Source organism: Nocardia sp. NPDC005825 (assembly GCF_040630175.1).
Taxonomy (GTDB): Bacteria; Actinomycetota; Actinomycetes; order Mycobacteriales; family Mycobacteriaceae; genus Nocardia.
Map to the genome: position 1 here is coordinate 71,531 of NZ_JBEXXC010000010.1, position 26,635 is coordinate 98,165.

The 26,635-nt window shown below is 70.6% G+C and carries 2 protein-coding genes; both read right to left on the reverse strand.

The annotated features are described in order from the left end of the window. Position 1 precedes the first annotated feature (1 nt). Entirely contained in the window at positions 2–15,853 is a 15,852-nt protein-coding gene (locus ABZ382_RS25635) for a type I polyketide synthase (protein ID WP_357093549.1), read from the reverse strand. Beyond that, positions 15,850–26,634, reverse strand: a complete 10,785-nt coding sequence (locus ABZ382_RS25640; RefSeq protein ID WP_357093552.1) for a type I polyketide synthase — start codon at positions 26,632–26,634, stop codon at positions 15,850–15,852. Before ABZ382_RS25640 ends, ABZ382_RS25635 begins: the two co-directional genes overlap by 4 nt. Position 26,635: the final 1 nt, after the last annotated feature.

Sequence of the window (26,635 nt, forward strand, 5' to 3'; positions counted from 1 at the left end):
GTCAGTCCTCGGAGTTGTAAGCCAGATTGATCAAGTCGTCGAGATCGAGTTCGTCGATGGACTCGTCCGCGCTGTGCTCTGCTGTCTCGCCGGGGCGTTCGGGCCCGTGAGCGAGTCGCATGAGCGCCTCCAGCAGTCCGGCTTCGCGGAGCTGGGTCAGCGAAATCGTCTGGAGCGCAGTGCGAATCTCGTGTTCCGACGCGTCTGCCGGCGCGTCGGGGTGGTTGTCGGTGAACTCTTCGGCCAGGTATTCGGCCAGCACTTCCGGTGACGGGTAGTCGAATACCAGCGTCGCCGGCAAGGGCAGGCCGGTCGCGGTTTTGAGGGCGTTACGGAATTCGATGGCGGTGATCGAATCGAAGCCCAGCTCGTTGAAGGCCCGGTCGGCCGCGATGGCCTTCGCGTTCCGGTGCCCCAGCACGGCGGCCACCTGGTCACGAACCAGGTCGACGAGCACACCGAGGCGTTCGCCCGCAGGGGTGTCGGCCAGCCGGGCGCGCAGTGCGGCCGGGGCGGCCGATACCGGGCGAGCGGGGACGAGTCCGGACAGCAGGGCCGTCGCGAACCCCGCGCCGCGGAGTCCCTCCCGGTCCAGCCTGGCGAGAACAGGTGCCGCCGTGTCGATGTCGGCGGCGGCGTCGAACAGCGCCAACCCCTGCTCCGCCGACAGCGGCAGCATCCCCGAACGGGCCATGCGGCGCCGGTCGACGTCACCGAGCTCGGCGCCCATGCCGCCGTCGCCGCTCCACAGCCCCCACGCGAGGGACTGCCCGCGGCGCCCGGATGCCCGGCGGTGCGCCGCCAGCGCGTCCAGGCAGGCATTGGCCGCGGCATAGTTGCCCTGCCCCGGACTGCCGAACGCTCCGGCCGCCGAGCTGAACAGCACGAACGCCTGCAGCGGCAGCTCGGCGGTCAGCTCGTGCAGGTGCAGGGCCGCATCGACCTTGGGCCGCAACACCGCATCCATCCGATCCGGGGTCAGGGAGGTGACGGCGCCGTCGTCGAGCACACCGGCCGTGTGGAACACACCGGTGAGCGGACGGCTCGCGGGGATGGCGGACAGCACCTCGGCGAGCGCGGCACGATCGGCGACATCGCAAGCGACGAAGTCGATGTCGGCGCCACCGCCGCGTAGCTCGGCCGCCAGCTCGGCGGCGCCGGGCGCCGACTCGCCACGCCGGCTCAGCAGCAGCAGGTGCCGCACACCGCGGGTGTTCACCAGGTGCCGGGCGAACAATCCGCCGAGGAAGCCACTGGCGCCGGTGATGAGCACGGTCTCGTCCGGACCGAAAGCGACGCTCGGAGCCGACCTGCTCGTCGCCGGGGTCGTCGCTCGGACCAGTCGCGCGCTGTGGACTCGCCCGCCGCGCACCACCACCTGCGGTTCCCCGGAGGCCAGGATCCCGCCCAACGGCCCGGCGACGTCGGAATCGGTGTCCACCAGGATGATTCGACCCGTACTCTCCGCCTGAGCGGAGCGAACCAGGCCGGCCACCGCGGCACCGGCGAGATTCGTAATGTCCTCCCCGGCAACCGAAACCGCACCGGTGGTCCGAATCACCAGTGCCGCCTGGCTGGATCGGCGGTCGGCGATCCAGGTTTGCAGCACGTGCAGCACCGCGTGAGTCGCGGCGCGAACGGCGTCGGGATCATTGCCCGCCGGGGCATCCAGCACGACCGCGGCCGGAACCTCGTCACCGAGATCAGCCCAGGACACGGTGCGTACCTCGCTGTCGGACACCGACATCGGAGTCCATTCGACCCGGTACAGCGCATTGTCGACCGTGGATGTCATCGCCGCGAGCTGCGCGGCGTCGATCGGCCGCGCGGCGAGTCGGCGCACCGTCGCCACCGGAGCGCCGGTCGGATCCGTGAGATCCACCCGCACCGTCCGGTCGCCGACGCGGGTCGCGCGAACGCGCAGGGCGTCGGCTCCCGTCGCGTGCACGGTCACACCGGACCATTCGAACGGTAACGCGGGCCCGGCCTCGTCAGCGCGCCCCGAGTCGCCGATGAGCAGGGCGTGCAGGGCGGAGTCGAGCAGTGCGGGGTGGAGTCCGTATTCCGCGGCTTCCCGTGGGTCGGGCAGCGTGACCTCAGCGAACACTTCGTCGCCGCGCTGCCATGCCGCCCGCAAACCCTGGAAGGAGGGCCCGTACTCGTACCCGCCGGCGCGGAGGTCGTCGTAGACACCGCCGACCGGCAGCGGCTGCGCTCCGATCGGCGGCCACGCGGTGAGGTCGGCGGCCTCGGCCGCGTCACCGGTGGTGAGCGCGCCTTCGGCGTGCAGCGTCCACGACGATGCCGCGTCGCTCTCGCCTTCGGGGCAGGAGTAGATCCGCACCGTGCGATGGCCCGTCTCGTCCTCGGCGCCGACGACACCGCGCACCGCGACCCCGCCCGCCTCGGGCAGTACCAGCGGCGCGTGCAGGACGAAGTCCGCCAGCGTCGAAAGGCCCACCTGGTCGCCGGCCCGCAGGGCGAGTTCGACCAGACCGGCTCCAGGGAACAGCACGGTGCCGAGCACGCCGTGATCGGCCAGCCAGGGATGCGTCTGGACCGACAGGCGGCCGGTCAGGATCACACCGCCGGTGTCCGGTTGTGCGATCACCGTGGGAACCAGCGGGTGTCCGGTGGCGGCGAGGCCCATCGATCGGGCATCACCCCTATCGGTGGATCTCTCGGGCATCCAATACCGGTGACGCTGGAAGGCATAGGTGGGCAGAGGGATTCGCCGGGCTCCGGTGCCGTCGTACCACGCGGCCCAGTCGAGGTCCGCGCCGGAGACGAACAATCCGGCCGCACCGTTCGACACCGACACGGCGTCGGCTGTGCCACGGCGCGCCAGCGGCACCACCGTGGCGGCCGGGTGCTCGCCGTCGAGGGTTTGGACGATCATCGGGGTCAGTACCGCATCGGGGCCGATCTCGGCGAACCTGGACACACCCGAATCCGCCATCGCGGCAACAGCATCCGCGAACCGCACCGTCCCCCGAACCTGACCGACCCAGTACGACGGATCGCACATGTCGTCGCCGACCCGCGTACCTGTCACCGTCGACACCAAGGCGATACTCGGTCGCTCGAACGTCAGATTCGCGATCGCCGTGGCGAATTCGGCCAGCATCGGTTCCATCGATGCCGAATGGAACGCGTGCGATACCCGCAGACGATTCGTCCGCCAACCCTTCTCGGCGCACACGTCGGCAACCGCCGCGACCGCGTCCGCGGCACCGGCGATCACCACCGACGACGGACCGTTCACCGCCGCCACCGACACCTCGCCCGGCAGCAATGGCAGCACCTCGCTCTCGGCGGCGCCGATCGCGACCATCGCCCCGCCGGCGGGCAGGGCCTGCATCATGCGGCCGCGCGCGGCCACCAGCACGCACGCGTCGGTCAGCGACAGCACTCCGGCCACGTGTGCCGCGGCGACCTCACCGATGGAGTGACCGGCCACCACATCGGCACGCAGACCCCAGGATTCGAGCAGCCGGAACAACGCCACCTCGAACGCGAACAACCCCGCCTGCGCGAACACCGTCCGGTCGACGAGCTCCTCGGACGTCAACGCCGCTTCCAGCGAAACCGGCTGTGCCAGCATCGGACTCAGTTCGTCCGTGATGGCGTCGAAGTGGTCCGCGAACACCGGATAGGCCTTCCGCAACTCGGTCGCCATCCCGGCCCACTGCGCGCCCTGCCCCGAGAACACCGCCGCCGTCGAGCCCGTCACCGCGCGACCCGACACCACGCCGGGCGCGTCGGTGCCCGCGGCCACCGCGCGCACGCCCGCGGTGAGGTCCGCACGGCCCTCCGCCAGCACGACCGCCCGATGGGTGAACACGCTGCGCGCCGACGCCAGCGAGAAGCCGACATCGATCGGATCACGCTCTGCCACAGGCGATGTTGGAACATCCACCTGAGCGGACAGTCGGGCCGCCTGGCCGACGAGTGCCGCGCCACTGCGCGCCGAGAACACCCACGGCAGCAGTCCTCCCGGAATCGCCCGTGCCGGTGTCTGTTCCGCCGCGGGCTCGGGCATCGGAGCCTGTTCGATGATGACGTGGGCATTGGTGCCGCTGATACCGAACGACGACACGCCCGCACGCCGCGCCCGACCGACCTCCGGCCACGGCACCGCCTCGGTCAGCAACCGCACGTGGCCCTCGGTCCAGTCGACCTTGGTGCTGGGGTGATCCGCATGCAGCGTTCGCGGCAGCAGCCCGTGCCGCATGGCCATCACCATCTTGATCACACCGCCCACACCCGCCGCGGCCTGAGCGTGACCGATGTTCGACTTCAGCGACCCCAACCACAGCGGACGGTCCGTAGCGCGCTCCTGGCCGTACGTGGCGAGCAGCGCTTGGGCTTCGATCGGATCGCCCAGCGTCGTTCCGGTGCCGTGCGCCTCCACCGCGTCGACATCGACGGGCGCGAGACCGGCATTGGCCAGGGCTTGACGGATCACCCGCCGCTGCGACGGACCGTTCGGCGCGGCCAGGCCGTTCGACGCGCCATCCTGGTTCACCGCCGAACCGGCGATGACCGCGAGGATCTCATGCCCGTTGCGGCGGGCATCGGACAACCGCTCCAGCACCAGGACGCCGACACCTTCGGCCCAGCCCACCCCGTCGGCACTGTCGGAGAACGACTTACACCGCCCGTCCGGCGACAACCCGCGCTGGCGACCGAACTCGAGGAACATGTCCGGCGTCCCCATGACCGCGGCGCCGCCGGCCAGGGCCAGATCGCACTCGCCCGAGCGCAAGGACTGCCCGGCCAGGTGCAGGGCCACCAGCGACGACGAACACGCCGTGTCCACGGTGACCGACGGCCCCTCCAGGCCGAACACGTACGACACCCGGCCCGAGACCAGACTGCCCGCGGCGCCGCTGCCGGTGCCGGTGGCCTGGGCGTAGTCGTGATACATCAGACCGGTGAAGACGCCTGTCGAGCTGCCGCGCAGCGCCGCCGGATCCAGGCCCGCGCGTTCGATGGCCTCCCAGGAGACCTCCAGCAGCAACCGCTGCTGGGGGTCCATGATCGTGGCCTCGTTCGGGCTGATCCCGAAGAAATCGGCATCGAATTCCGCCGCGGAGTACAGGAATCCACCGCTGCGCGTATACGTCTTACCGGGCTTGCCGGGTTCGGGATCGTAGATGCCCTCGAGGTCCCAGCCGCGATCGACCGGCATGGCCCCGGTGGCGTCGCCGCCCTCGACGACCAGGCGCCACAGGTCTTCCGGCGACGCGACCCCACCCGGATAGCGGCAGGCCATCGCCACCACGGCGATCGGCTCGTCGTCGGCGCGGACCCGGCTCACCGCGCGCTGCTCGACAACGGCGGTGCCGGTGAGTTGCGCACCGATGAATTCGGCGACGGCCTGTGGAGTCGCGTAGTCGAAGATCAGTGTGGCCGGGAGTTGCAGCCCGGTCGCGGTGTTGAGTTTGTTGCGGAACTCGATGGCGCTCAACGAGTCGAACCCGAGCTGCTGGAACGCCTGCTGGGGTGCGACGGCCGCAGCGGAGGCGTGGCCGAGGATCCCGGCTGCCACGGTACGGACGAAATCGACCAGCGCACTGTCGCGATCGGCTTCCGGGAGGCCCGCCAGCCGTTGGAGCAGTGCGTGACCCGCCGGAGTCCGCTCGCGTCGGCGCGCCGGAGTCGGGACGAGTCCCCGGACCAGGGGCGGAATCTGCTCGCCCCGCGTGCGCAGCACCGCCGGATCGATCCGCAACGCCACCATCTGCGGACGCCCGGCCGCGACCGCCGCGTCGAACAGCGCCAGACCCTCGGACTCGGACAGTGGTGGGAAGCCCTGCCTGCGCATCCGATCGAAGTCGTCCTCGGACAGCTCCGCACCGAGCCCGCTCGACCGCTCCCACATGCCGTAGTCGACAGCGGTCGCGGGCAATCCCAGGGTGTGCCGATGCGCGGCGAGGGCGTCCAGGAAGACGTTCGCCGCAGCATAATTCGCCTGACCCGCGGCCAGCACCAACCCGCCCGCCGAGGACAACAGCACGAACAACGACAGCGACCTGTCACGGGTGAGCTCGTGCAGATGCCACGCGGCATCCGCCTTGGGGCGGAACACGGCGTCGATGCGATCCGCCGACATCGCTGCGATCACACCGTTGTCGGCGATGCCCGCCGCGTGCACCACACCCACCAACGGATGCTCATCGGAGATGCCCGCCAGCAGAGCCGCCAGAGCCGACCGATCCGACACGTCGCACGCGGCCACGGTGACCTCGGCGCCGAGCTCGGCCAGTTCGTCACGCAGTGCGACCGCACCGGGAGCGTCCAGACCGCGTCGGGATGTCAGAAGGAGTTGGCGCACACCGTATTCGGTCACCAGATGGCGGGCGATCACCGCGCCGAGACCGCCGGTGCCGCCGGTCACCAGCACCGTGCCGGGCTCGATCGGCTCGGCACTCGTGCCCGGTGTCCGGCGGGTCAACCGCGGTACGAGCACGGTCGAGCCGCGCAGCGCGGCTTCGGGTTCCCCGGCGATGGCCGCCACGGTGTCCGCGGCGACAGCGCCGCCGCCCCGCTCCACGTCCAGCAGCTGGAATCGACCCGGATACTCGGCCTGCGCGGCACGCAGCAGACCCCATACCGGCGCCTGGCCCAGGCCGACGAGCTCGGAATCCTCGACTGCCACAGCTTGCTCGGTGAGCACTACCAAACGCGAAGAGGCGAAGCGGGTTTCGATCACCCACCGTTGAACGGTGTCGAGCACCGCTCGCAGCACCTCCCGCGCCGCGTCTGTCGGTGAGCCGTCGTGGCGCGGGCATTCGAGCAGCACCAGATCGGGCACGACCGGATCCGGGGCCTCGTCCAGATCGGTGATCAAGGCCGCGAGGTCGCGGTAATGCCGCACCGACCCGCCGCGGTCGGCCCCGAGAATCGCGATGCGGTCCGGTTCGACACTGTCGGGCGACGACGACGCCGCGACCCATTCCACGGTGAACAAGGCGTCCGGCACCCGGTCTGCACTCAGGCGTTCGACCGGCACCGGCCGAGATACCAACGCGCCCACCGACACGACGGGTCGGCCTTGCTCATCCGCGATCTGCACAGCGAAGTCGTCGCCCGCGGGAACGCTGCGCACCCGCACGGTGGAAGCGCCGGCCGAGTGCAGAACGACTCGGTTCCAGGCGAACGGCAACACCGCCTCACCGGCCTTGCGGCCGTGCAGGATCCCGGCATGCAGAGCCGCGTCGAACAGCGCGGGATGGATCCCGAAACCGTTGGCGTCCTGCGGATCCGGCAGCGCGACCTCGGCGAACAGTTCGTCGCCGCGTCGCCACGCCGCCCGCAGCCCCTGGAAGAACGGACCGTACCCGTATCCGAGTGCGAGCAGATCGTCATAGGCGCCGTCGACATCCAGCGGCTGCGCGCCGACCGGAGGCCAGGTCGCCAGGTCGACCTCGGCGGCCACGGCAGGAGATACCGAGTCCACGGCGAGGACGCCCTCGGCGTGCAGCGTCCACGGACCCTCGGCCGCCTGCCGGGAATGCACGCGCAGCCGTCGACGGCCGTCGTCATCCGTGTCGGCCACGACGACCTGCACCGCGACACCGCCCTCGGCGGGCAGGGTCAACGGGGTGTGCAGGACCAGTTCGTCGACGACGTCGCAGCCCAGCAGGCCGCCGACATGGGCGGCCAGTTCGACGAATCCGGTACCCGGCAGCAGCACCGTGCCGTGCACGCTGTGATCGGCCAGCCATTCCACCGAGTCCAGCGACCACCGGCCGGTGAAGCTCACCTGCCCAGAATCCGGATGCGGCACGACAGCACCGAGCAGTGGATGGTCCACCGTGTCGAGCCCGGCGTCGGTCACTCCGCCCAGCTCGGCGCCCATCCACGACTGCGCGAGCAGCTTCCGGGCGTCGAGCCAATACCTCTCGTACTGGAAGGCGTAGGTAGGCAGGTCGATTCGCTGCGCGGCGGTACCGGCGTAGAACCCGGCCCAGTCCACGTCGGCGCCGGACACGAACAATCCGGCTACTCCGGTCAGCAGGGTGGCGGAATCGGCGCGGTCTCGCCGTACCAGCGCCACCGCGCCCTCCGTGATCTGCGCGACCATCGGGGTCAGGACCGCGTCGGGACCGATCTCGGCGAACCTCGACACACCCGAATCCACCATCGCGGCAACGGCATCGGCGAACCGCACCGTGTCGCGGACCTGATCCACCCAGTACCGCGGATCGGTCATCTCGCCGGTCACCACCGCACCGGTCACGGTCGACACCAGCGGAATCATCGGCTCGGCGAAGGCCAAACCCTCGATCGCCGAGGCGAATTCGGCCAGCATGGGCTCCATCAGCGCCGAGTGGAAGGCGTGCGAGACCCGCAGGCGATGGGTGCGCCAGCCTCGCTCGACGCAGGTCTCGACGACGGCGAGGACCTCCGCCTCGATACCGGAGAGCACCACCGCCGACGGTCCGTTCACCGCCGCGACCGCGACCCCCGCGGTCAGCAGGGGCGCGACGTCGGCCTGCGCGGCGCCGACGGCGACCATCGCGCCTCCGCCGGGCAGGTCCTGCATCAACCGGCCACGCGCGGCCACCAGCACACACGCGTCGGTGAGCGACAGCACCCCCGCCACATGCGCGGCGGCCACCTCACCGATCGAGTGGCCCGCGACCATATCGGGCCGCACGCCCCACGATTCGACCAATCGGTAGAGCGCGACCTCGAAGGCGAACAATCCGGCCTGCGCGTACACCGTCCGATCGACGAGGTCCTCGGACGCCAGCGCGACACTCAGCGAATCCGGCTGCCCCAGCAGCGGATCGATATCGGCGACGACCGCATCGAAATGCTCGGCGAACACCGGATACGCCCGACGCAACTCGCTCGCCATCCCGGCCCACTGCGCACCCTGACCGGAGAACACCAGCCCGGTGGAACCCGGAACCACGCGACCGGACACCACACCCGCGGACTGCGCGTCCTCGGCGAGCGCCCGTGTCCCCGACAGCAGCGCACCACGGTCGTCCCCGAAGACGACAGCGCGATGCTCGAAGACGCCGCGCGTGGAGGCCAACGAGAAACCGACATCCGCCGGATCCCGATCGTGCTCGACCACAGCCGAGACCAGCCGTCCGGCCTGATCGGCGAGCGCCGCACCGCTGCGCGCCGAGACCACCCACGGCAGCACCGCGCCGACCGGAACGGCCTCGCCTCGGCCCGAGGCCCGAGCCGGTTCCGCCGCCGCCTGTTCGATGACGACGTGCGCATTGGTGCCGCTGATACCGAAGGACGACACCCCGGCGCGTCGCGGCCGATCCACCTCCGGCCACGCCATCGGCTCGGTCAGCAATTCGACCTGCCCCGCGGACCAATCCACCTTGCTCGACGGCCGATCCACATGCAGCGTCCGCGGCAGTACCCCGTGCCGCATGGCCATCACCATCTTGATGACGCCACCCACACCGGCCGCGGCCTGCGCGTGCCCGATATTGGATTTCAACGACCCCAACCACAATGGCCGGTCCGCGGCCCGCTCCTGACCGTAGGTGTCCAGCAGCGCTTGGGCCTCGATCGGATCACCCAGGGTGGTTCCCGTGCCGTGCGCCTCGACCGCGTCGACGTCGCTCGGCGCGATTCCCGCATTCGCGAGCGCCTGCCGGATCACCCGCCGCTGCGAGGGACCGTTCGGCGCCGTCAGACCGTTCGACGCACCATCTTGATTCACCGCCGAACCGGCGATCACCGCGAGCACTTCGTGCCCGTTGCGCCGGGCGTCGGACAACCGCTCCAACACCAGCACACCGGCGCCCTCGGACCACGCCACACCGTCGGCGGCGTCGGCGAACGACTTGCTCCGCCCGTCCGGGGCCAACCCCCGCTGGCGGCTGAATTCCACGAAGACCTCGGGCGTCGCCATCACGGCCACACCGCCCGCCAGGGCCAGGTCGGACTCGCCCGACCGGAGGGACTGCCCGGCCAGGTGCATGGCCACCAGCGACGACGAACACGCCGTGTCCACGGTGACCGACGGTCCTTCCAGTCCGAGCACGTACGAAACACGGCCGGAGGCAATGGATCCCGAGTTCGCGTTGGCCGGGTAGTCGTGATACATCATGCCCGCGAACACTCCGGTGGCGCTGCCCCGCAGCGCGGCCGGATCGATGCCGGCCCGTTCGAGGGCCTCCCACGAGGTCTCCAGCAGCAGGAACTGCTGCGGGTCCATCGACGCGGCCTCATTGGGGCTGATCCCGAAGAACGCGGGATCGAATTCGCCTGCGGTGTGCAGGAATCCACCTGAACGTGTGTAGGTGGTGTTCGGCCGCTCGCCGGTGGGATCGTAGATCCGCTCGGTATCCCACCCACGATTACCCGGGAACTCGGACGTCGCGTCGACGCCGTCGAAGACCAAGGTCCAGAGGTCCTCGGGCGAGGTGACGCCGCCCGGGTAGCGGCACGCCATGCCGACGATCGCGATCGGCTCGTCGGCAACGACTTTCGCGGTGACCGCGATGTCCTTCGCGGTGCCGGTCAACTCCTCGGCCAGGTGCTCGGCGAGCGCCTGCGGTGTGGGGTAGTCGAAGATGACGGCGGCGGGAAGCGATAGTCCGGTAGCGGTTTTGAGGCGATTGCGCAGTTCGACGGCGCTCAGGGAGTCGAACCCCAGGTCCTGGAACGTGCGACCGGGCTCGAACGCGGCGGCGCCGTCGTTGCCGCGCACGGCCCCGATCTGGGTGCGCAGCGTATCGAGGACCAGCTGCCGCTGCCGTTCGCCGTCCAGTCCCGAAAGCCGTTGCCGCAGCTGGGAAACCGGCGACGATGTCACCGCAGGGCGGCGGGCCGCCGGCGCCAGTTCCCGCAGCACGGCGGGGAGCAGTCCGGTTTCGGCTCGCGCGCGCAGCGCGGCGGCGTCGAGGGCCGCGATCACCGTGTGCGGCGCGTTCCGTCGCAGGGCCGCGGCCCAACCGCGCAGCGCCTGCTCATCGGTGAGCGCGGTGAATCCGCCCCGGCTCATCCGCGCCACGTCGGACTCCTGGAGGTGCGCGGTCATGCCGCGAGACCGGGCCCACGGACCCCACGCCAGCGAGTGACCGGCGAGCCCGCGCGCCCGGCGGTGGGCCATCAGCGCGTCGAGGAAGGTGTTCGCGGCCGCGTAATTGCCCTGCCCGGGGCCGCCGAGGGTGCCCGATACAGACGAGAACACCACGAAAGCAGACAGACTCGAGTCCGCGGTCGCTTCGTGCAGATGCCAGGCGGCGTCGGCCTTCGGTGCGAGGACCGTATTCATTCGCTGCGGGGTCAAGGACGCGATGGTTCCGTCGTCGAGCACACCCGCGGCATGGATGACACCGGTCAGGGGCCACTCGACCGGTACCTCGGTGATCAGTTCGGCGACCGCGGCGGCGTCCGCGACGTCACAGGCCACGATGGTCACCTGTGCGCCCAGCTGCTCGAGCTCGGCGCACAGGGCTGCCGCTCCCTCGGCCCGCGGGCCGCTGCGGCTGGCCAGCAGCAACGACCGCACACCGTGCTCGACGACCACGTGCCGGGCCATCAGCGCGCCCAAACCGCCGGTGCCACCGGTGATCAGCACCGTGCCCGTGCCGAACGCGGCTGCCTCGTCGCCGCTGTCCGCGCGTTCATCCGCGGGCCGGACGAGGCGAGCGGTGTGGGTGATGCCGCCGCGCACGACCACCTGCGATTCGCCGACCGCTACGACGGCGCCCGCGAGTCGCTCGTCGATGCCGGTGTCGGTGTCCACCAGGATGATTCGGCCGGGGTCTTCGGCCTGGGCGGCACGGACCAAGCCCCACACCGCCGCACCGGGGAGGTCGGTGGGCTCCTCGGCGGGCAGGGCGATCGCGCCGCTGGTGGCGATCAGCAGCGTGCTCGCCGCGAACCGTTCCCGAGCCGACCATTCCTGCAAAACTGTGAGGATCCGCGCGATTTCGTCATGGGTGGCGGCCACCACGCCGGCGTCGGCGCCGTTCCAGCCCGCACCGGCTTCGACGAGCACCACCGGAGGCGTCTGCGCTTCGTCCAGCCTGTCCCAGCGCCCCACCTCGACATCGATCGCGGGCCGCTCGGACGTGGCCGGTGACCACACGAGCTCCAGGACCGGGTCGGCCACGCCACCCGATGCGGCCGCGACGAGCTGCGAGAGCGGCATCGGCCGTGCCGTCACCGATCCCGACAGGACCGGTTGCCCGAATTCGTCGGCCACCCGCACCGACACCGAGGATCCGGTCGGGGTCAGCCGCACCCGGAGCACGGCGGCTTCCGAGGCGTGCAGTGCCACCGAGTCCCATGCGAACGGCAGCGCGACCTGCCCGTCCGTGACCGTGAACGGCGAATCCGGCTGTCCCGTATCGCCTTCGAATGCACCGACCAGTTGCCCGGCGTGCAAGGCGCCGTCCAGCAGCGCCGGATGGATTCCGAACCCTTCGACGCGCACCCCGGTGTCCGCATCGGCGGCGATCTCGGCGAACACCTCGTCGCCGCGCCGCCACAGCGCCCGCACCCGCTGAAAGGCCGGGCCGTACTCGTAACCACGGGCGAACAAGCTCGAATACGCCGCGGCGACCTCGATTTCGGTAGCCGAGGGCGGCGGCCACGCCTCGGTCCCGGGTTCGGTCGTACCGTCGGCGACCGTCAGCGCACCGCGCGCATGCAACACCCACGCGTCGTCATGGTCGTGTTCAGCACGGGAGTAGACGGCGACCGGCCGTTGCCCCTGCTCGTGCCCGCCGACGACGACCTGGATCTGCACCCCGCCCGTCGCGGGCAGCAGCAGCGGAGCCTGTAGGGTCAGCTCCTCGATCACCGGGCAGCCGACCTCGATTCCGGCCCGCAGGACCAGCTCCGCGAAAGCGGTTCCCGGCAACAGCGCCGCGCCGCCGATCACATGATCGGCGAGCCACGGCTGGGCCGTGAGCGACAGCCGCCCGGTCAGCAGGACCGCGCCCGACTCCGGTGCCGACAGCACCGCGCCCAGCAGCGGATGCTGGACCGCACCCAAACCCGCGGACTCGACCCCGGCGTTCCCTCCGACCGGGTCGACCCAATAGCGGCGACGCTGGAACGCATAGGTGGGCAACGGGACTCGCGCGACCGGGCGTCCGGTGTACAGCGCCGTCCACGCGACATCGGCGCCGACGGCATGCGCCTGCGCGAGGCAGGTCACGAACTGCTCGACCTCGGCCCGCCCGCGGCGGGCTCCGGCCGTCACCGCCGCCTGCGATTCGACATTCTCCGGCAGACATTGCCGGGCCATCGCGGTGAGGACCGCGTCAGGGCCGATCTCGAGGAATCGGCGCACGCCCGCGGCCACCAGGGTGTCCACGCCGTGAGCGAACCGAACGGCCTCGCGCACCTGCCGGACCCAGTAGGCGGGCTCGAGCACCTCGTCACCGGCCATCCGGCCGGAAAGGTTCGAAACCAGTGGAATATTCGGGCGGTTGTAGGTCAACGACGCTGCGACGGTGCCGAATTCGGCCAGCATCGGATCCATTCGGTGGGAATGGAACGCATGCGACACCCGCAGCCGCGAGGTCTGCCAGCCGCGCTCCGCGCACCGCTGCGCGAGCGCCGTCACCGCCTCCTCGTCGCCCGAGACGACCACGGCCACCGGCGAATTCACGGCGGCGATGGCCAGTCGCCGCGCCTCGTCGGCGAGCAGCGGGGCGACCTCGCCCTCGCCCGCCGCTATCGCGAGCATCGCGCCCCCGACCGGCAGCCGTCCCATGAGGCGGCCGCGCGCCGCGACCAGGCGGCACGCGTCCGGCAGCGACCAGACACCGGCGAGGTGCGCGGCGGCCAGCTCGCCGATCGAATGCCCGATCAGCGCGTCCGGCATCACGCCGAAGGATTCCAGGAGCCGGTACAGCGCGACCTCGTACGCGAACAGCGCGGGCTGGGTGAACTCGGTCCGATGCAGCGCCTCCGCATCCTCGGGACCGTCGCCGACCGCCAGGCCGGTGAACATCAGCTGCCGCAGCGATGTGCCCAGCAGCGGGTCGAACTGCCCGCAGATCTCGTCCAGCGCGGCCGCGAACACCGGAAACGCTTCGTACAGTTCGCGACCCATGCCGGCCCGCTGGGCTCCCTGTCCGGTGCACAGGAAGGCGGTCTTGCGCGTGACCGCTCGGCCTGTGACGACCTCGCTCGCCGACCCGTGCTCCGCGAGTTCCGCCAGTCGGGCGAGCATGGCGTCCCGATCGCCGGCCACCACCGTTGCCCGCCACTCCATTCGAGCGCGTCCGGTGACCAGTGAATAGCCGATATCGCCGACCGTCAGGCCGGGACGTTCGCGCACCCACTCCAGTAGTTTGGCCGCCTGCGCGCGCACACCGTCCTCGGTCTTCGCGGAGAGCGGCAACGCGGCGATCTCGGAGACCACCGCCGCGGTTTCGGGGACGACCGCGGCGGCGCCCGCACCGGATTCGTTCGCCGGAACGGCCGTGGGCTCCACCGGGGCGGGCGCCTCTTCCAGGATCACGTGGGCATTGGTGCCGCTGGCGCCGAAGGACGACACACCGGCGCGCCGCACCCGCTCGCCCGCCGCCCACGGCTCGGCCGAGGTCAGCAGCCGCACGTTTCCGCCCGACCAGTCCACGTGGGGGGTCGGGGCATCGGCATGCAGTGTCGCGGGCAGTGTTTCGTGCCGCATCGCCTGCACCATCTTGATCACCCCGCCGACGCCGGCCGCGGCGGAGGTGTGTCCGATGTTCGATTTGAGCGATCCGATCCGCAACGGATCGCCGACGCGACCGCGACCGTAGGTGGCGATCAACGCCCGCGCCTCGATCGGGTCGCCGAGCTGGGTGCCGGTGCCGTGCGCCTCGACCGCGTCGATATCGGCGGGGGTCAGACCGGCATTGGCGAGCGCCTGCGCGATCACCTTTTCCTGCGCGGGGCCGTTCGGTGCGGTGAGCCGACTGCTGGTGCCGTCCTGGTTCACCGCGCTGCCGCGCACCACCGCGAGGACGGGGTGGCCGTGCCGGCGGGCGTCCGACAGCCGCTCGACCACGAGCATGCCGAGACCATCGGAGAATCCGGTGCCGTTGGCCGCGGCCCCGAACGCCCGGCAGCGGCCGTCGGGGGACAGCGCGCGTTGCCGGGCGAAGCTGATGAGCTGGGCGGGATCCGACATCACGGTGACACCGCCGACCAGGGCGAGCGACGTCTCGCCCTGGCGCAGGGCCTGGCAGGCGAGATGCAGGGCGACCAGCGACGACGAGCACGCGGTGTCCACCGACAGCGCCGGACCCTTGAAACCGAGGCTGAACGACACCCGCCCGGACAGGATGCTGGCCGAAACACCCGGGTGGGCATTGCCTTCGGATTCGGCGCTGTGCCCGGGCGCACCGACGCGGCGGCCGTAGTCGAAGTGGATCACGCCCGCGTAGACACCGGTATCGCTGTCCCGCAGCGACTCCGGATCGATGCCCGCGTTTTCCAAAGCCTCCCAGGACGCTTCGAGGAACAGCCGCTGCTGCGGATCCATCGCCTCGGCCGTGCGGGGTCCGAGGCCGAAGAATCGGGCATCGAAATCGCCTGCCGCGTCGAGGAATCCACCCTCCCGGGCGTAGACGGTCCCGGGCGCGTCCGGGTCGGTGTCGAACAGCCGCTCGAGATCCCAGCCGCGGTCGGTGGGGAACGGGCCGATCGCGTCGGTTCCGGCGGCGACCAATTCCCACAGCCGGTCCGGAGTGTCGACACCGCCCGGGTACCGGCAGCTCATGCCGACGATCGCGAGTGGCTCCCCGGCCTGTCCCTCCAGCTGCTGGATTCGCTTGTTGGCCGTGCGAAGATCCCCGGTGACCTTCCGCAGATACCGGCTGAGGCGTTCCTCGTTGCTGCTCGGATTGGTCATGCTGGGCCGAACTCCTCGTCGATCAGAGTGAATAGTTCATCGTCGGAATGGGACTCGAGGTCGCCGTAGACACCGTCGGACCACGCGTCACCCAGATGGGCGTGCAGACGGTCGGCGATGCCCCGCAGAGCCGCGATGGTCTCGTCGGTGTTGCCGCTGTCGGCGATGATCCGCTCGACCATGGCCTCGAGCTGCGTGACTTCGGGCGGCGCCGACGCGGCCGCCGGCATGGGTGCCGCCGCCGGCGCGGGCGCCTCCGCCGGCGCGGGCGCCTCCGCCAGGGCCTGTTCCAGCAGGTAGCCCGCCAGGTCTCGCGCGGTGGGGTAGTCGAACACCAGGGTCGAGGGCAGCGACAGCCCCACAACCTTCGAGAGCCGGTTGCGGAACTCGACGCCGCCGAGCGAATCGAAGCCCAGTTCGTCGAAGCCGCGATCGGGACCGATGTCGTCGAGCGATTCGTAACCCAGCACCGTGGCCGCGTTTTCGCGCACCAGGTCGAGGACGACGCCGTGACGCTTCGTCTCCGCCACGCCGTGCAGCCGCTCCCCGAGCGAGGGTCCGTCACTCACCCTCGTGGTTGTCCTGCCACCCGCGCGAACGAATCCGCGCAGCACCGCCGGAACCGACCCGGTGTGTGCTTCGACGCGCAGCTTGTCGGTGTCGAGATGCAGCAGCGCCGGCACGGGCTCCGCCGTGGTCAGCGATTCGTCGAACATCCGCAGGCCGTTGTCGTGGTCCAGCGGCGTCAGGCCCAGTCGGTCCAATCGGCTCATGGCGGTGCGATCCAAGGTGCCGGTCATGCCGAGGTCCTGTCGCCACGGACCCCAGGCGAGCGCGAGCCCCGGCAGTCCTTCGGCACGGCGGCGCAGCGCGAGGGCGTCCAGGAAGCCGTTGGCGGCAACATAATTCGCCTGTCCGGCCGAACCGATCATGCCCGCGATCGAGGAGAACATGACGAACGCCGACAGGTTCATCTCCCGGGTGAGCTCGTGCAGGTGCCAGGCCGCCTCGGCCTTCGGCGCGAACACCTGGTCGATCCGGTCGGTTGTGAGGCCGTCGAAGGTGCCGTCGGCGAGCACACCGGCGGCGTGCACGACGCCGGTGAGCGGGTGCTCGTCCGGGAGGTCCGCCAGCAGGTCCCGCAGGGCGTCGCGGTCGGTGACATCGCAGGCGGCGATGCGCACGTGTGCGCCGGATTCGGACAGTTCCGCCGCGAGTTCCGTTGCCCCGTCGGCGCGTTCACCGCGTCGCGAGACCAGCAGCAGCCGATCGACGCCGTGTGCGGTGACCAGGTGCCGGGCCAGCAGCGCACCCAATCCGCCGGTTCCGCCCGTGATCAGCACGGTCCCGGCGCCGAAGGAAATCGGTTCACCCGCAGCGGATGTCACCGGCTCCAGCCGCGGCGCCAGGAGGCTGTCGCCCCGCAGCGCCACCTGCGGCTCGCCGACCGCGATGGCGGCTCGAATCACGTCGGCCGACAGTTGGTGCATGCCGACGGCTCGGTCCACGTCGAGCAGCACGATTCGATCCGGATACTCGGCCTGAGCGCTGCGGATCAGCCCCGAGACGGCGGCCGACGCCGGATCCGGTCCGGAATCGGGCAAGGTCGCCGCGCCTTCGGTCGCCACAACCAACCGCGACCGTCCGAATTGTTCGCCGGTCAGCCAGCCCCGGACCAGATCCCATGCGGCATGGACGCGAGCACGCGCGGACTGCGGGGAAGCACCCTGTAGTCCGGCGGATTCGGGCCAGACCACGAGGTCCGGAACGGTCGGGGCGGCGGCCAGCGCCGCGAGATCCGGATACCGCTCCTCGATGCCGGTCACGGCCGCCGCCCCGAGCACGGCCGCGCTCCCGATCGGGGCGGGTGCGTCCGGTATTTCGACCGGCGCCCAACGCAACCCGTACCGGCCCGCGCCTCCTCCCGACAGCGTGGCCCGGAACTGGTCGACGTCGTAGGAACGCATGACGACTTCGTCGATGGACACCACCGGGTTGCCATCCTGGTCCACAGCCACCACGGCGATCGCCTCGCTGTTGCGCCGTACGGCCATCACCCGCATCGAGGTCACCGGGGAAGCCGTGTGGAATTGCGTGGCACCCCAACGGAACAGGAGTTTGCCCTCGGCGGGGTTGCTGTCGAGATCCGACCAGATCAAACTGACGAGCCCGGCGTGCATCACCATGTCGAACAGGCCGGGATGCAGCTGGAACCCGTCGCCGGGCACCTCCGGGTTCAGGGTGATCTCGGAGAACGACGTGTCATCGCTGTGCCAGGCGGCGCCGATTCCGCGGAACGACGGGCCGTAGGCCAGCCCGGCGACCCGCGTCGCATGCTCCGGAATCCAGTCGGTGTCCACCGGTTCGGCGCCGACCGGCGGCCAGGGCGTACTGCGCAGCATCTCCATCAGGCCCAGGTCGATCAGCTGTCGCCCGCTCAGGACGCCACTGGCATTTCGCGCCCACTCGCCGCCGGGGAGGCGGTAGTGGAACGTGAAGGACCGGCGTCCCGCGGTATCCGGTTCCCGCACCAGCACTTGGAGTTCGACCTCGCCGTCCGCAGGCGGCAGGATCGGCCGCTCGAGGATGAGTTCGTCGACGACGTCGCAGCCGATGCGCCGACCGGCGACCAGCACCATCTCCATGAGCGCGGCGCTGGGGACGACCACCACACCGTAGGTGGTGTGGTCGGTGATCCACGGGTGGGTGGGCAGTGAGAATCGACCCGTGAACATCCACTCGTCCCGATCGGCCACCCGCACCACGTCGGTGAGCAGGGCGTGCTCCGAGGCGTCGGGCCGCCGCTCCCCGAGACCGGGTTCGAGCCAATAGCGCTGGTGTTGGAACGCATAGGTGGGCAGGGCGATGCGTGGTGCCGGGCGGTCGCCGAACAACGGCGTCCAGTCGACGGTCACGCCCGCGGTGTGGGCCTGGGCGAGCATCGTCACGAATTGCTCGACCTCGTCGTGGTCCCGGCGGGCCGCCGCCGCGACCACCGCACGCGACTCGATATCGGCGGGCAGGGTCTGCCGGGTCATGGCCGCCAGGACAGCGTCCGGCCCGATTTCGAGGAAGCGGCGCACGCCCGAGGCCACCAGCGTCCGTACGCCGGGTGCGTAACACACCGCGGCGCGCACCTGCGCCACCCAGTAATCCGGTTTCAGGATCTCGTCACCGGCGATCTCACCGGAGATATTGGATACCAGGGGAATCCGCGGCGGGTGGAAAGTGGCCGCGGCGGCGACGGTCTCGAACTCGCCCAGCATGGGCTCCATCAGGTGCGAATGGAAGGCGTGCGACACCCGCAGCCGATTCGTCCGGCGGCTCTGCTCGGCGAACACCTTCTCGAGCGTGTCGACGGCGTCGGCGTCACCGGAGACCACCACGGCGGCGGGCGCGTTCACCGCCGCGATCGAGATGCGGTCACGGTACTCGGCGATCGCGGCGACGACCTCGTCCTCGGGTGCGGCGATCGCGAGCATCGCACCGCCCTCGGGCAGCGCCTCCATCAGGCGGCCGCGAGCCGCGACCAGCGCGCAGGCGTCTTCCAGGGACCAGACGCCGGCCAGGTACGCCGCGGTCAGCTCGCCGATCGAATGGCCCACCAGGACATCGGGTGTCACGCCGAAGGACTCCAGCAGCCGGTACAGCGCCACCTCGAACGCGAACAGCGCGGGCTGCGTGAAGCGCGTGCGATCGATCAGCTCTCCGGTGAACATCGCTTGCCGCAGCGAACATTCGAGCAGCGGATCGAACCGTGCGCACACCTCGTCGAGCGCGGCCGCGAAGACGGGGAAGGCCGCGGCCAGTCCAGCGCCCATCCCGGCCCGCTGCGCGCCTTGACCGGTGCACAGGAAGGCGGTCTTTCCGGTGCCCACGATGCCGGAAACGACTCCGGCGGTCGCGGTTCCGGCAGCCAAGTGCGCCAGCCGGGCGCGCAGTTCGTCGCGGTCGGCGCCCAGGACCGCCGCCCGCGCCTCGTGCTGGGCGCGGGTGGTGGCCAGCGCGTGCGCGACCCGCGCCGGATCGGTGTCGGGGTGGTCGATCAGCCACCGCTGGAGTTTCACCGCCTGCGCTCGCAGCGCGGTGTCGTTCTTGGCCGACAGCAGCCAGGGCGCCGTACCGAGCGGGTGGCTACCGGCTTCCGCCGGAATCGCGGGGCGGGGCGCTTCTTCGAGGATGGCGTGTGCGTTGGTGCCGCTGACACCGAACGACGACACCCCGGCGCGACGCGGCCGGTCACCGGCCGGCCACGGGTGCGACTCGATCAGCAGCGCGACATCTCCGGCGGTCCAGTCCACGTGCGTGCTCGGCTCATCGACATGCAGTGTCCTGGGCAGAGTTTCGTGCCGCAGCGCCTGCACCATCTTGATGACGCCGCCGACACCCGCGGCGGCGACGGTGTGGCCGATGTTCGACTTGAGCGAGCCGATCCGCAGCGGGCGTTGCGCGCGGTCGCGACCGTAGACCGCGATCAGCGCCTGCGCCTCGATCGGATCACCCAGCGGGGTACCGGTGCCGTGGGCTTCGACCGCGTCGATATCCGACGGCGACAGTCCGGCATTCGCCAGCGCCGCGGTGATCACGCGTTGCTGGGACGGACCGTTCGGCGCGGTGAGGCCGTTGCTCGCGCCGTCGGAGTTGATCGCGGTGCCACGCACGAGGGCGAGAACGTTGTGCCCCAAGCGTTTCGCGTCGGAGAGCCGCTCGAGCACCAGCACCCCGGCGCCCTCGGAGAAGGCGACGCCGTCGGCCGTCGCGGAGAACGCCTTGCACCGGCCGTCCGGTGACAGTCCGCGCTGCCGAGCGAAATCGACGGACAGGTACGGGCTGGCCGCGACCGTCACGCCGCTCGCCAGCACGAGGGAGCTCTCCCCATTGCGCAGCGCCTGAGCGGCCAGGTGTAGCGAGACCAGCGAGGAGGAGCAGGCGGTGTCCACGGTGAGCGTCGGACCCTCCAACCCCAGCGCGTAGGCGACCCGTCCCGACATCACGCTGCTCGTGGTGCCGGTGAGCCGATAGCCCTCCAGATCACCGCCCACCAGGTCGACGTAACCGGATGCGCCCGCGCCGACGAACACCCCGGTATCGGTGCCCCGCAACGAGTGAGGGTCGATACCGGCGTCCTCGAGCGCCTCCCAGGACGTTTCGAGGAGCAGGCGCTGCTGCGGGTCCATCGCGGACGCCTCCCGGGGACCGATCCCGAAGAATCCCGGATCGAAATCACCCGCGCTGTCGAGGAATCCGGCGCGGTGCGCGTAGACGGTCCCGGGCTTGTCCGGATCCGCGTCGAACAGTCGCTCCAGATCCCATCCCCGATCGGTCGGGAACTCGCCGGTGGCGTCGATCCCGGCGGCAACGAGATCCCAGAGGTCATCGGGTGATTCGACGCCGCCGGGGAACCGGCACGCCATGCCGACGATGGCGATCGGCTCGTCGTCGGCCCGGACACGGCGGACCGCGTGCTTGCGGGGTTCATCGGTCGTCGGCTCGACGCGGGACAGCACCAGCTTCGCCACCGCCGCCGGGGTCGGATGATCGAACACCAGCGTCGACGGCAGTTGCAGACCGGTGGCCTTCCCCAGCCGGTTGCGGAACTCCACGCCGCCGAGCGAATCGAAACCGATCTCGTCGAATCGCTGATCCGACCGGATGTCGGCCGCGGAGTCGTGACCCAGCACCGCCGCGGCTTCGGACAGGACGGTCTCCAGCACCACTTCGACGCGCCGTGCCGCGGGTACTTCGGCCAGGCGTGCTCCGAGCGTCCCGGCCGCCGCGACGGCGGTCGGTGTGGCGGCACGAGCCCGGCGGGGGAGGAATCCGCGCAGCACCTCGGGCACCTCGGACTCGTCACCGGTGCGCAGGGCACCGGCATCGAACCGGATCGGCGACAGTCGCGCCGATCCGTGCGCGAGTGCTTCGTCGAAGAGGCGCACACCCTCGGCGTCGGCGAGTGGGCTCAGCCCCAGCCGTTCCCAGCGTGCCAGCGCACCACGATCCAGTCCGCCGGTCATACCGCTGGACTGATTCCACGGACCCCACGCCAGCGAGGTCGCCGCGAGACCGGCGTCGCGGCGACGCTGGGCCAGGGCGTCCAGTGCGGCGTTGGCCGCGGCGTAGTTCGCCTGGCCCGACGTGCCGAGAACGGCCGCGATCGAGGAGAACACGACGAATGCCCGGACATCTCTGCCCCGGGTCAGTTCGTCCAGATGCCACGCGCCGTCGACCTTCGGCGCGAGGACGCGGTCGATCTGCGCGTCGGTCAGTGCGGCGACGGTTCCGTCATCGAGCACACCGGCGGTGTGGACCACCGCGATCGGAGTGTCACCGGAGCCGATGTCGTCGAGCAGGGCGCGCACCGCCTCGCGATCGGCGACATCGCACGCGACGACCCGGGCCCGTGCCCCCAGCCCGGCCAATTCCGCTACCAGGTCGGTGGCTCCCGCCGCACCCGGTCCACCCCGTGAGGTCAGAACCAGTTCGCGCACACCGTATTCGGCAACCAGGTGCCGAGCGAACAGCGAACCGAGGCCGCCGGTGCCGCCGGTGATCAGTACCGTCGCTCCGTCGAAGGTCGCCGTGGAATCCACGGGTTCGGTTGCGGCACCATCAGTCTCAGCCGCACGCCGGAGCCGGGGGACCAGCACTCGGGTGTCACGCACCGCGACCTGCGGTGCGCCCGCGGCCAGTGCGGCGGCGATCCGATCGGGGCTCGCGGGTGCGGCGGGATCCTCGTCGATCAGGACGAATCGATCGGGGTTCTCCGACTGCGCGCTGCGCACCAGCCCCCACACCGCGGCGGCCGCCGGATCGAGGGTTTCCCCGGGGATACCCGCTCCATTCGAGGTCACCACCACCAGCCGGTTCTCGGCCGGCCGTTGCTGCACGAGCCATGAGCGCAGGTGCGTCAGGGTCGAAAGCACCCGTGCTCGTATCGCCCCCGGTTCGTCGGATGCCGATCCGGCCGAGGATGAACCGGCACGGAAGACCTCTGCCCGGGGAAGCTCGTCGGCGACGACCGCCGCACCCAGGGGTGGAGCCTCCTCCCAGCGCACCTCGTACAACGCGGCGGCGTCGGCCGACAGCGCACCGCGGAATTCCTTGACGTCGTACGGCCGCATCACCACGGCGTCCACCGAGACAACGGGATTGCCATCCGGGTCGACGGCCGCGACCGCCACGGCTTCCGGCCCCTGGGCGACCGCGATCACCCGCAGCGTGGACACCTCGGCGGGCCCGATACCCGCGGTCGGGGCGTGGTGGAACCGGGCCCCGGCCCAGCGGAAGAGCAGTCTGCCGGTGTTCGGATCGGGGTTGCCGTCACGCCAGATCAGCCGGGAGAACGCGGCGTGCATGACCATATCGAGCAGCGCGGGATGCAGAGCATGGCGTCCCGAATGCGTTGTGGCCGTGCTGAGTTCCGAGTTCAGGGCGATCTCGGAGAAGACGGCGTCGTCGCGCTCCCACACCCGCTGTACCCCGAGGAACGCCGGACCGTATTCGAGTCCCGCGTCCGTGGCGATCTGCGCCGGGAGCCCGGCACTGTCGAGGTGTCGTGCGTCGGCGGGCGGCCACGATTCCGTCCGGAGCCGGGAGAGCACTTCCGGTTCGCGCCCGACGGATGTGGCGAGCGAACCCGTCGCGTTATGGATCCACTCGTCGGAAGTCGACGTACGGAAATGGAATTCGAACGTGCGATGGCCGGTCGAATCGGGGGCCTGCACCAGTACCTGGAGCTCGATCTCATCGCCGGGGGCGGGCACGATCGGTGCCTGGAGGGTGAGCTCCTCGACGGCCGCGCAACCGATTCGGCCACCGGCGACCAGCAGGAACTCGATCAGTGTGGCGCTCGGCAGGACCACGACGCCGTACGACATGTGGTCGGCGATCCACGGATGCGTCGCCGCCGACAGCCGACCGGTGAACAGCCACTCGTCCGAACCGGCCAATCCGAGTACTCCGGTGAGGATCGGATGGTCCGACATGTCCGCGGCCGCACGGTGGTCGGGGTTCAGCCAGTAGCGGCGACGTTGAAAAGCGTACTTGGGCAGGGGGACAGGAGTCGCAGCGCGCTCGGCGAAGGTCGAGCGCCAATCGACGCGTGCGCCGGTGACCTGAAGCTGCGCCAAGGCCGCGACGAACTTCCCGACCTCTTCGGACGACCGTCGCGCCAGGGCCACGGTCGCCGGGGCAGCCGCGAGATCGGTGTTCTCACCCAGGCATTCGCGGGTCATGGCGGTCAGTACCGCGTCGGGCCCGACTTCGACGAAGCGGCGGACCCCGTCGGCGCGCAGGGTGTCGATCGCGGGCGCGAAGCGAACGGTGGCGCGGACCTGTTCCACCCAGTACTCGGGATCGGTGACCGCATTACCGGCCGACTCCCCGGTGACGGTCGAGACGATCGGCAGGTTGGGCGATCGATAGTCGAGTTTCTGTGCGACCGAGCGGAACTTGTCGAGCATCGGCGTCATCAGCGCCGAATGGAAGGCATGGCTCACCCGCAGCCGCTTGGTCCGGATACCCGCGGCGGTGAGTTCGCGCTCCAGGCTCTCGATCGCCTCGGTGTCGCCGGACAGGACCGTCGAGGTGGGACCGTTCACCGCGGCCACCGAGACTCGATCGGAGACGGCCGCGACGAGTTCGGAGGCGCGCGCCGCGTCGATCGACACGGCGAGCATCGCGCCCCCCTCGGGCAGTGCGCCCATCAACCGGCCGCGGGCCGCCACGAGCGCGCAGGCGTGCGGGAGCGACAGCACTCCGGCGACATGGGCCGCCGCCAGCTCGCCGATCGAGTGACCGACCAGCACATCCGGTGTGACACCGAAGGATTCCAGTAGCCGGAACAGTGCCACCTCGAAGGCGAACAGCGCGGGCTGAGTCCATTCGGTGCGGTCCAGCAAGCCCTCGGAGTCGGTGAACATCACCTCCCGCAGCGACCGTCCGAGAACCCGATCGAACACCGCGCACACCTCGTCCAACGCGGTGGCGAAGGCCGGGTATGCGCGGTAGAGACCGGCACCCATCCCGACCCGTTGTGCACCCTGACCGGCGAACGAGAACGCGGTGGCACCGGAATCAGCCTTCGCCGCGAACGTATTCGGTCCGCCTGCGGCCAAATCCGCCAAATCACCGAGCAATTCGGCGCGGTCAGGCCCGGTGACCGCGCCACGCCACTCGAGCAGTGCGCGCGAGCTCACCAGGGCACGCGCCGCCTCGTGGAGATCCACATCGGGGTGCTCGATCAGCCAGTGCCGCAACCGATCCGCTTGCGCGCGCAGCGCGGCCTCGGACTTGGCCGATACCACCAGCGCGACGCTGTCGGCCGTGATGTGGGGCGCAGTATCCGCTGCGGGCGCGGCCTCCCCCTCTGCGGGAGTCTGCTCGAGGGCCACAGCGGGGGCTTCCTCGAGGATGAGGTGCGCATTGGTGCCGCTGGCCCCGAAGGAGGACACGCCCGCTCGGCGCACCCGTTCCCCCTGCGGCCACGGGTGGCTGTCCTGCAGCAGGCGGACGGTACCGGCGGACCAATCCACATGCGGCGTGGGCTCATCCACGTGCAGCGTTCTCGGTAGCACACCGTGGCGCATGGCCTGCACCATCTTGATCACGCCGCCGACACCGGCGGCTGCCGAGGTGTGACCGATATTGGATTTCAGCGACCCCAGCCGCAACGGCTCACCCTGGCGACCCGCGCCGTATGCGCCGATGAGCGCCTGCGCCTCGATCGGATCGCCGAGCATCGTGCCGGTTCCGTGTGCCTCGACCGCATCGACGTCGGCGGGATCCAGCCCGGCGTTGGCCAGTGCCTGGGCGATGACCCGCTCCTGCGACGGGCCGTTCGGCGCGGTGAGGCCGTTGCTCGCACCGTCCTGATTGACCGCGCTGCCGCGAATGACCGCCAGCACCTGGTGGCCCGCGCGCTGGGCGTCCGAGAGTCGTTCCAGTACCAGCATTCCGAGTCCCTCGGAGAAGCCGGTGCCATCGGCGGCGGCCGCGAACGCCTTGCACCGGGCATCGCCGGACAGTGCCCGCTGCCGGGCGAAGGCGATCAACAGCGACGGGTCCGACATCACGGTGACGCCACCGGCCAAAGCCACGTCCGTATCGCCGGAACGCAAAGCCTGGCAGGCCAAATGGATGGCCACCAGCGAGGACGAGCACGCGGTGTCGACGGCGATCGCCGGGCCGGTGAAGCCGAAGGTGTAGGCGATCCGCCCGGCCAGGACGCTGTTCGAAACACCCAGGTAGGCATGGCCTTCGGTCTCCGCGCCGATCGTGGCCGAACCGATGCGCGGGCCGTAGTGCTGGTGGATGACACCGGCGAACACGCCGGTGTCGCTGCCCCGCAGCGACGTCGGGTCGATTCCCGCGTCCTCGAGGGCCTCCCAGGCAGCCTCCAGCATGAGCCGCTGCTGCGGATCCATCGCCGCCGCCTCGCGCGGGCCGATGCCGAAGAAGGCGGCATCGAAATCACCGATATCGTCGAGGAATCCGCCGTCGCGCGTGTAGATGGTGCCCGCCGCGTCGGGGTCCGGGTCGAACAGCCGCGCCAGGTCCCAGCCGCGATCGGTCGGATAGCCGCCGATGGCGTCGACGCCGTCCGCGGTCAGCTGCCACAGCTGCTCGGGCGAGCGCACGCCGCCCGGGTACCGGCACGCCATACCGACAATGGCGATCGGTTCGTGCATCCGATCGGTGAGCGTGCGCAGCCGCTGCTTGGTCTCGTACAGCTCCTTGGCGGTCTTCTTGAGGTACCGGCGCAGTTCGTCGTCGTCAGCCATC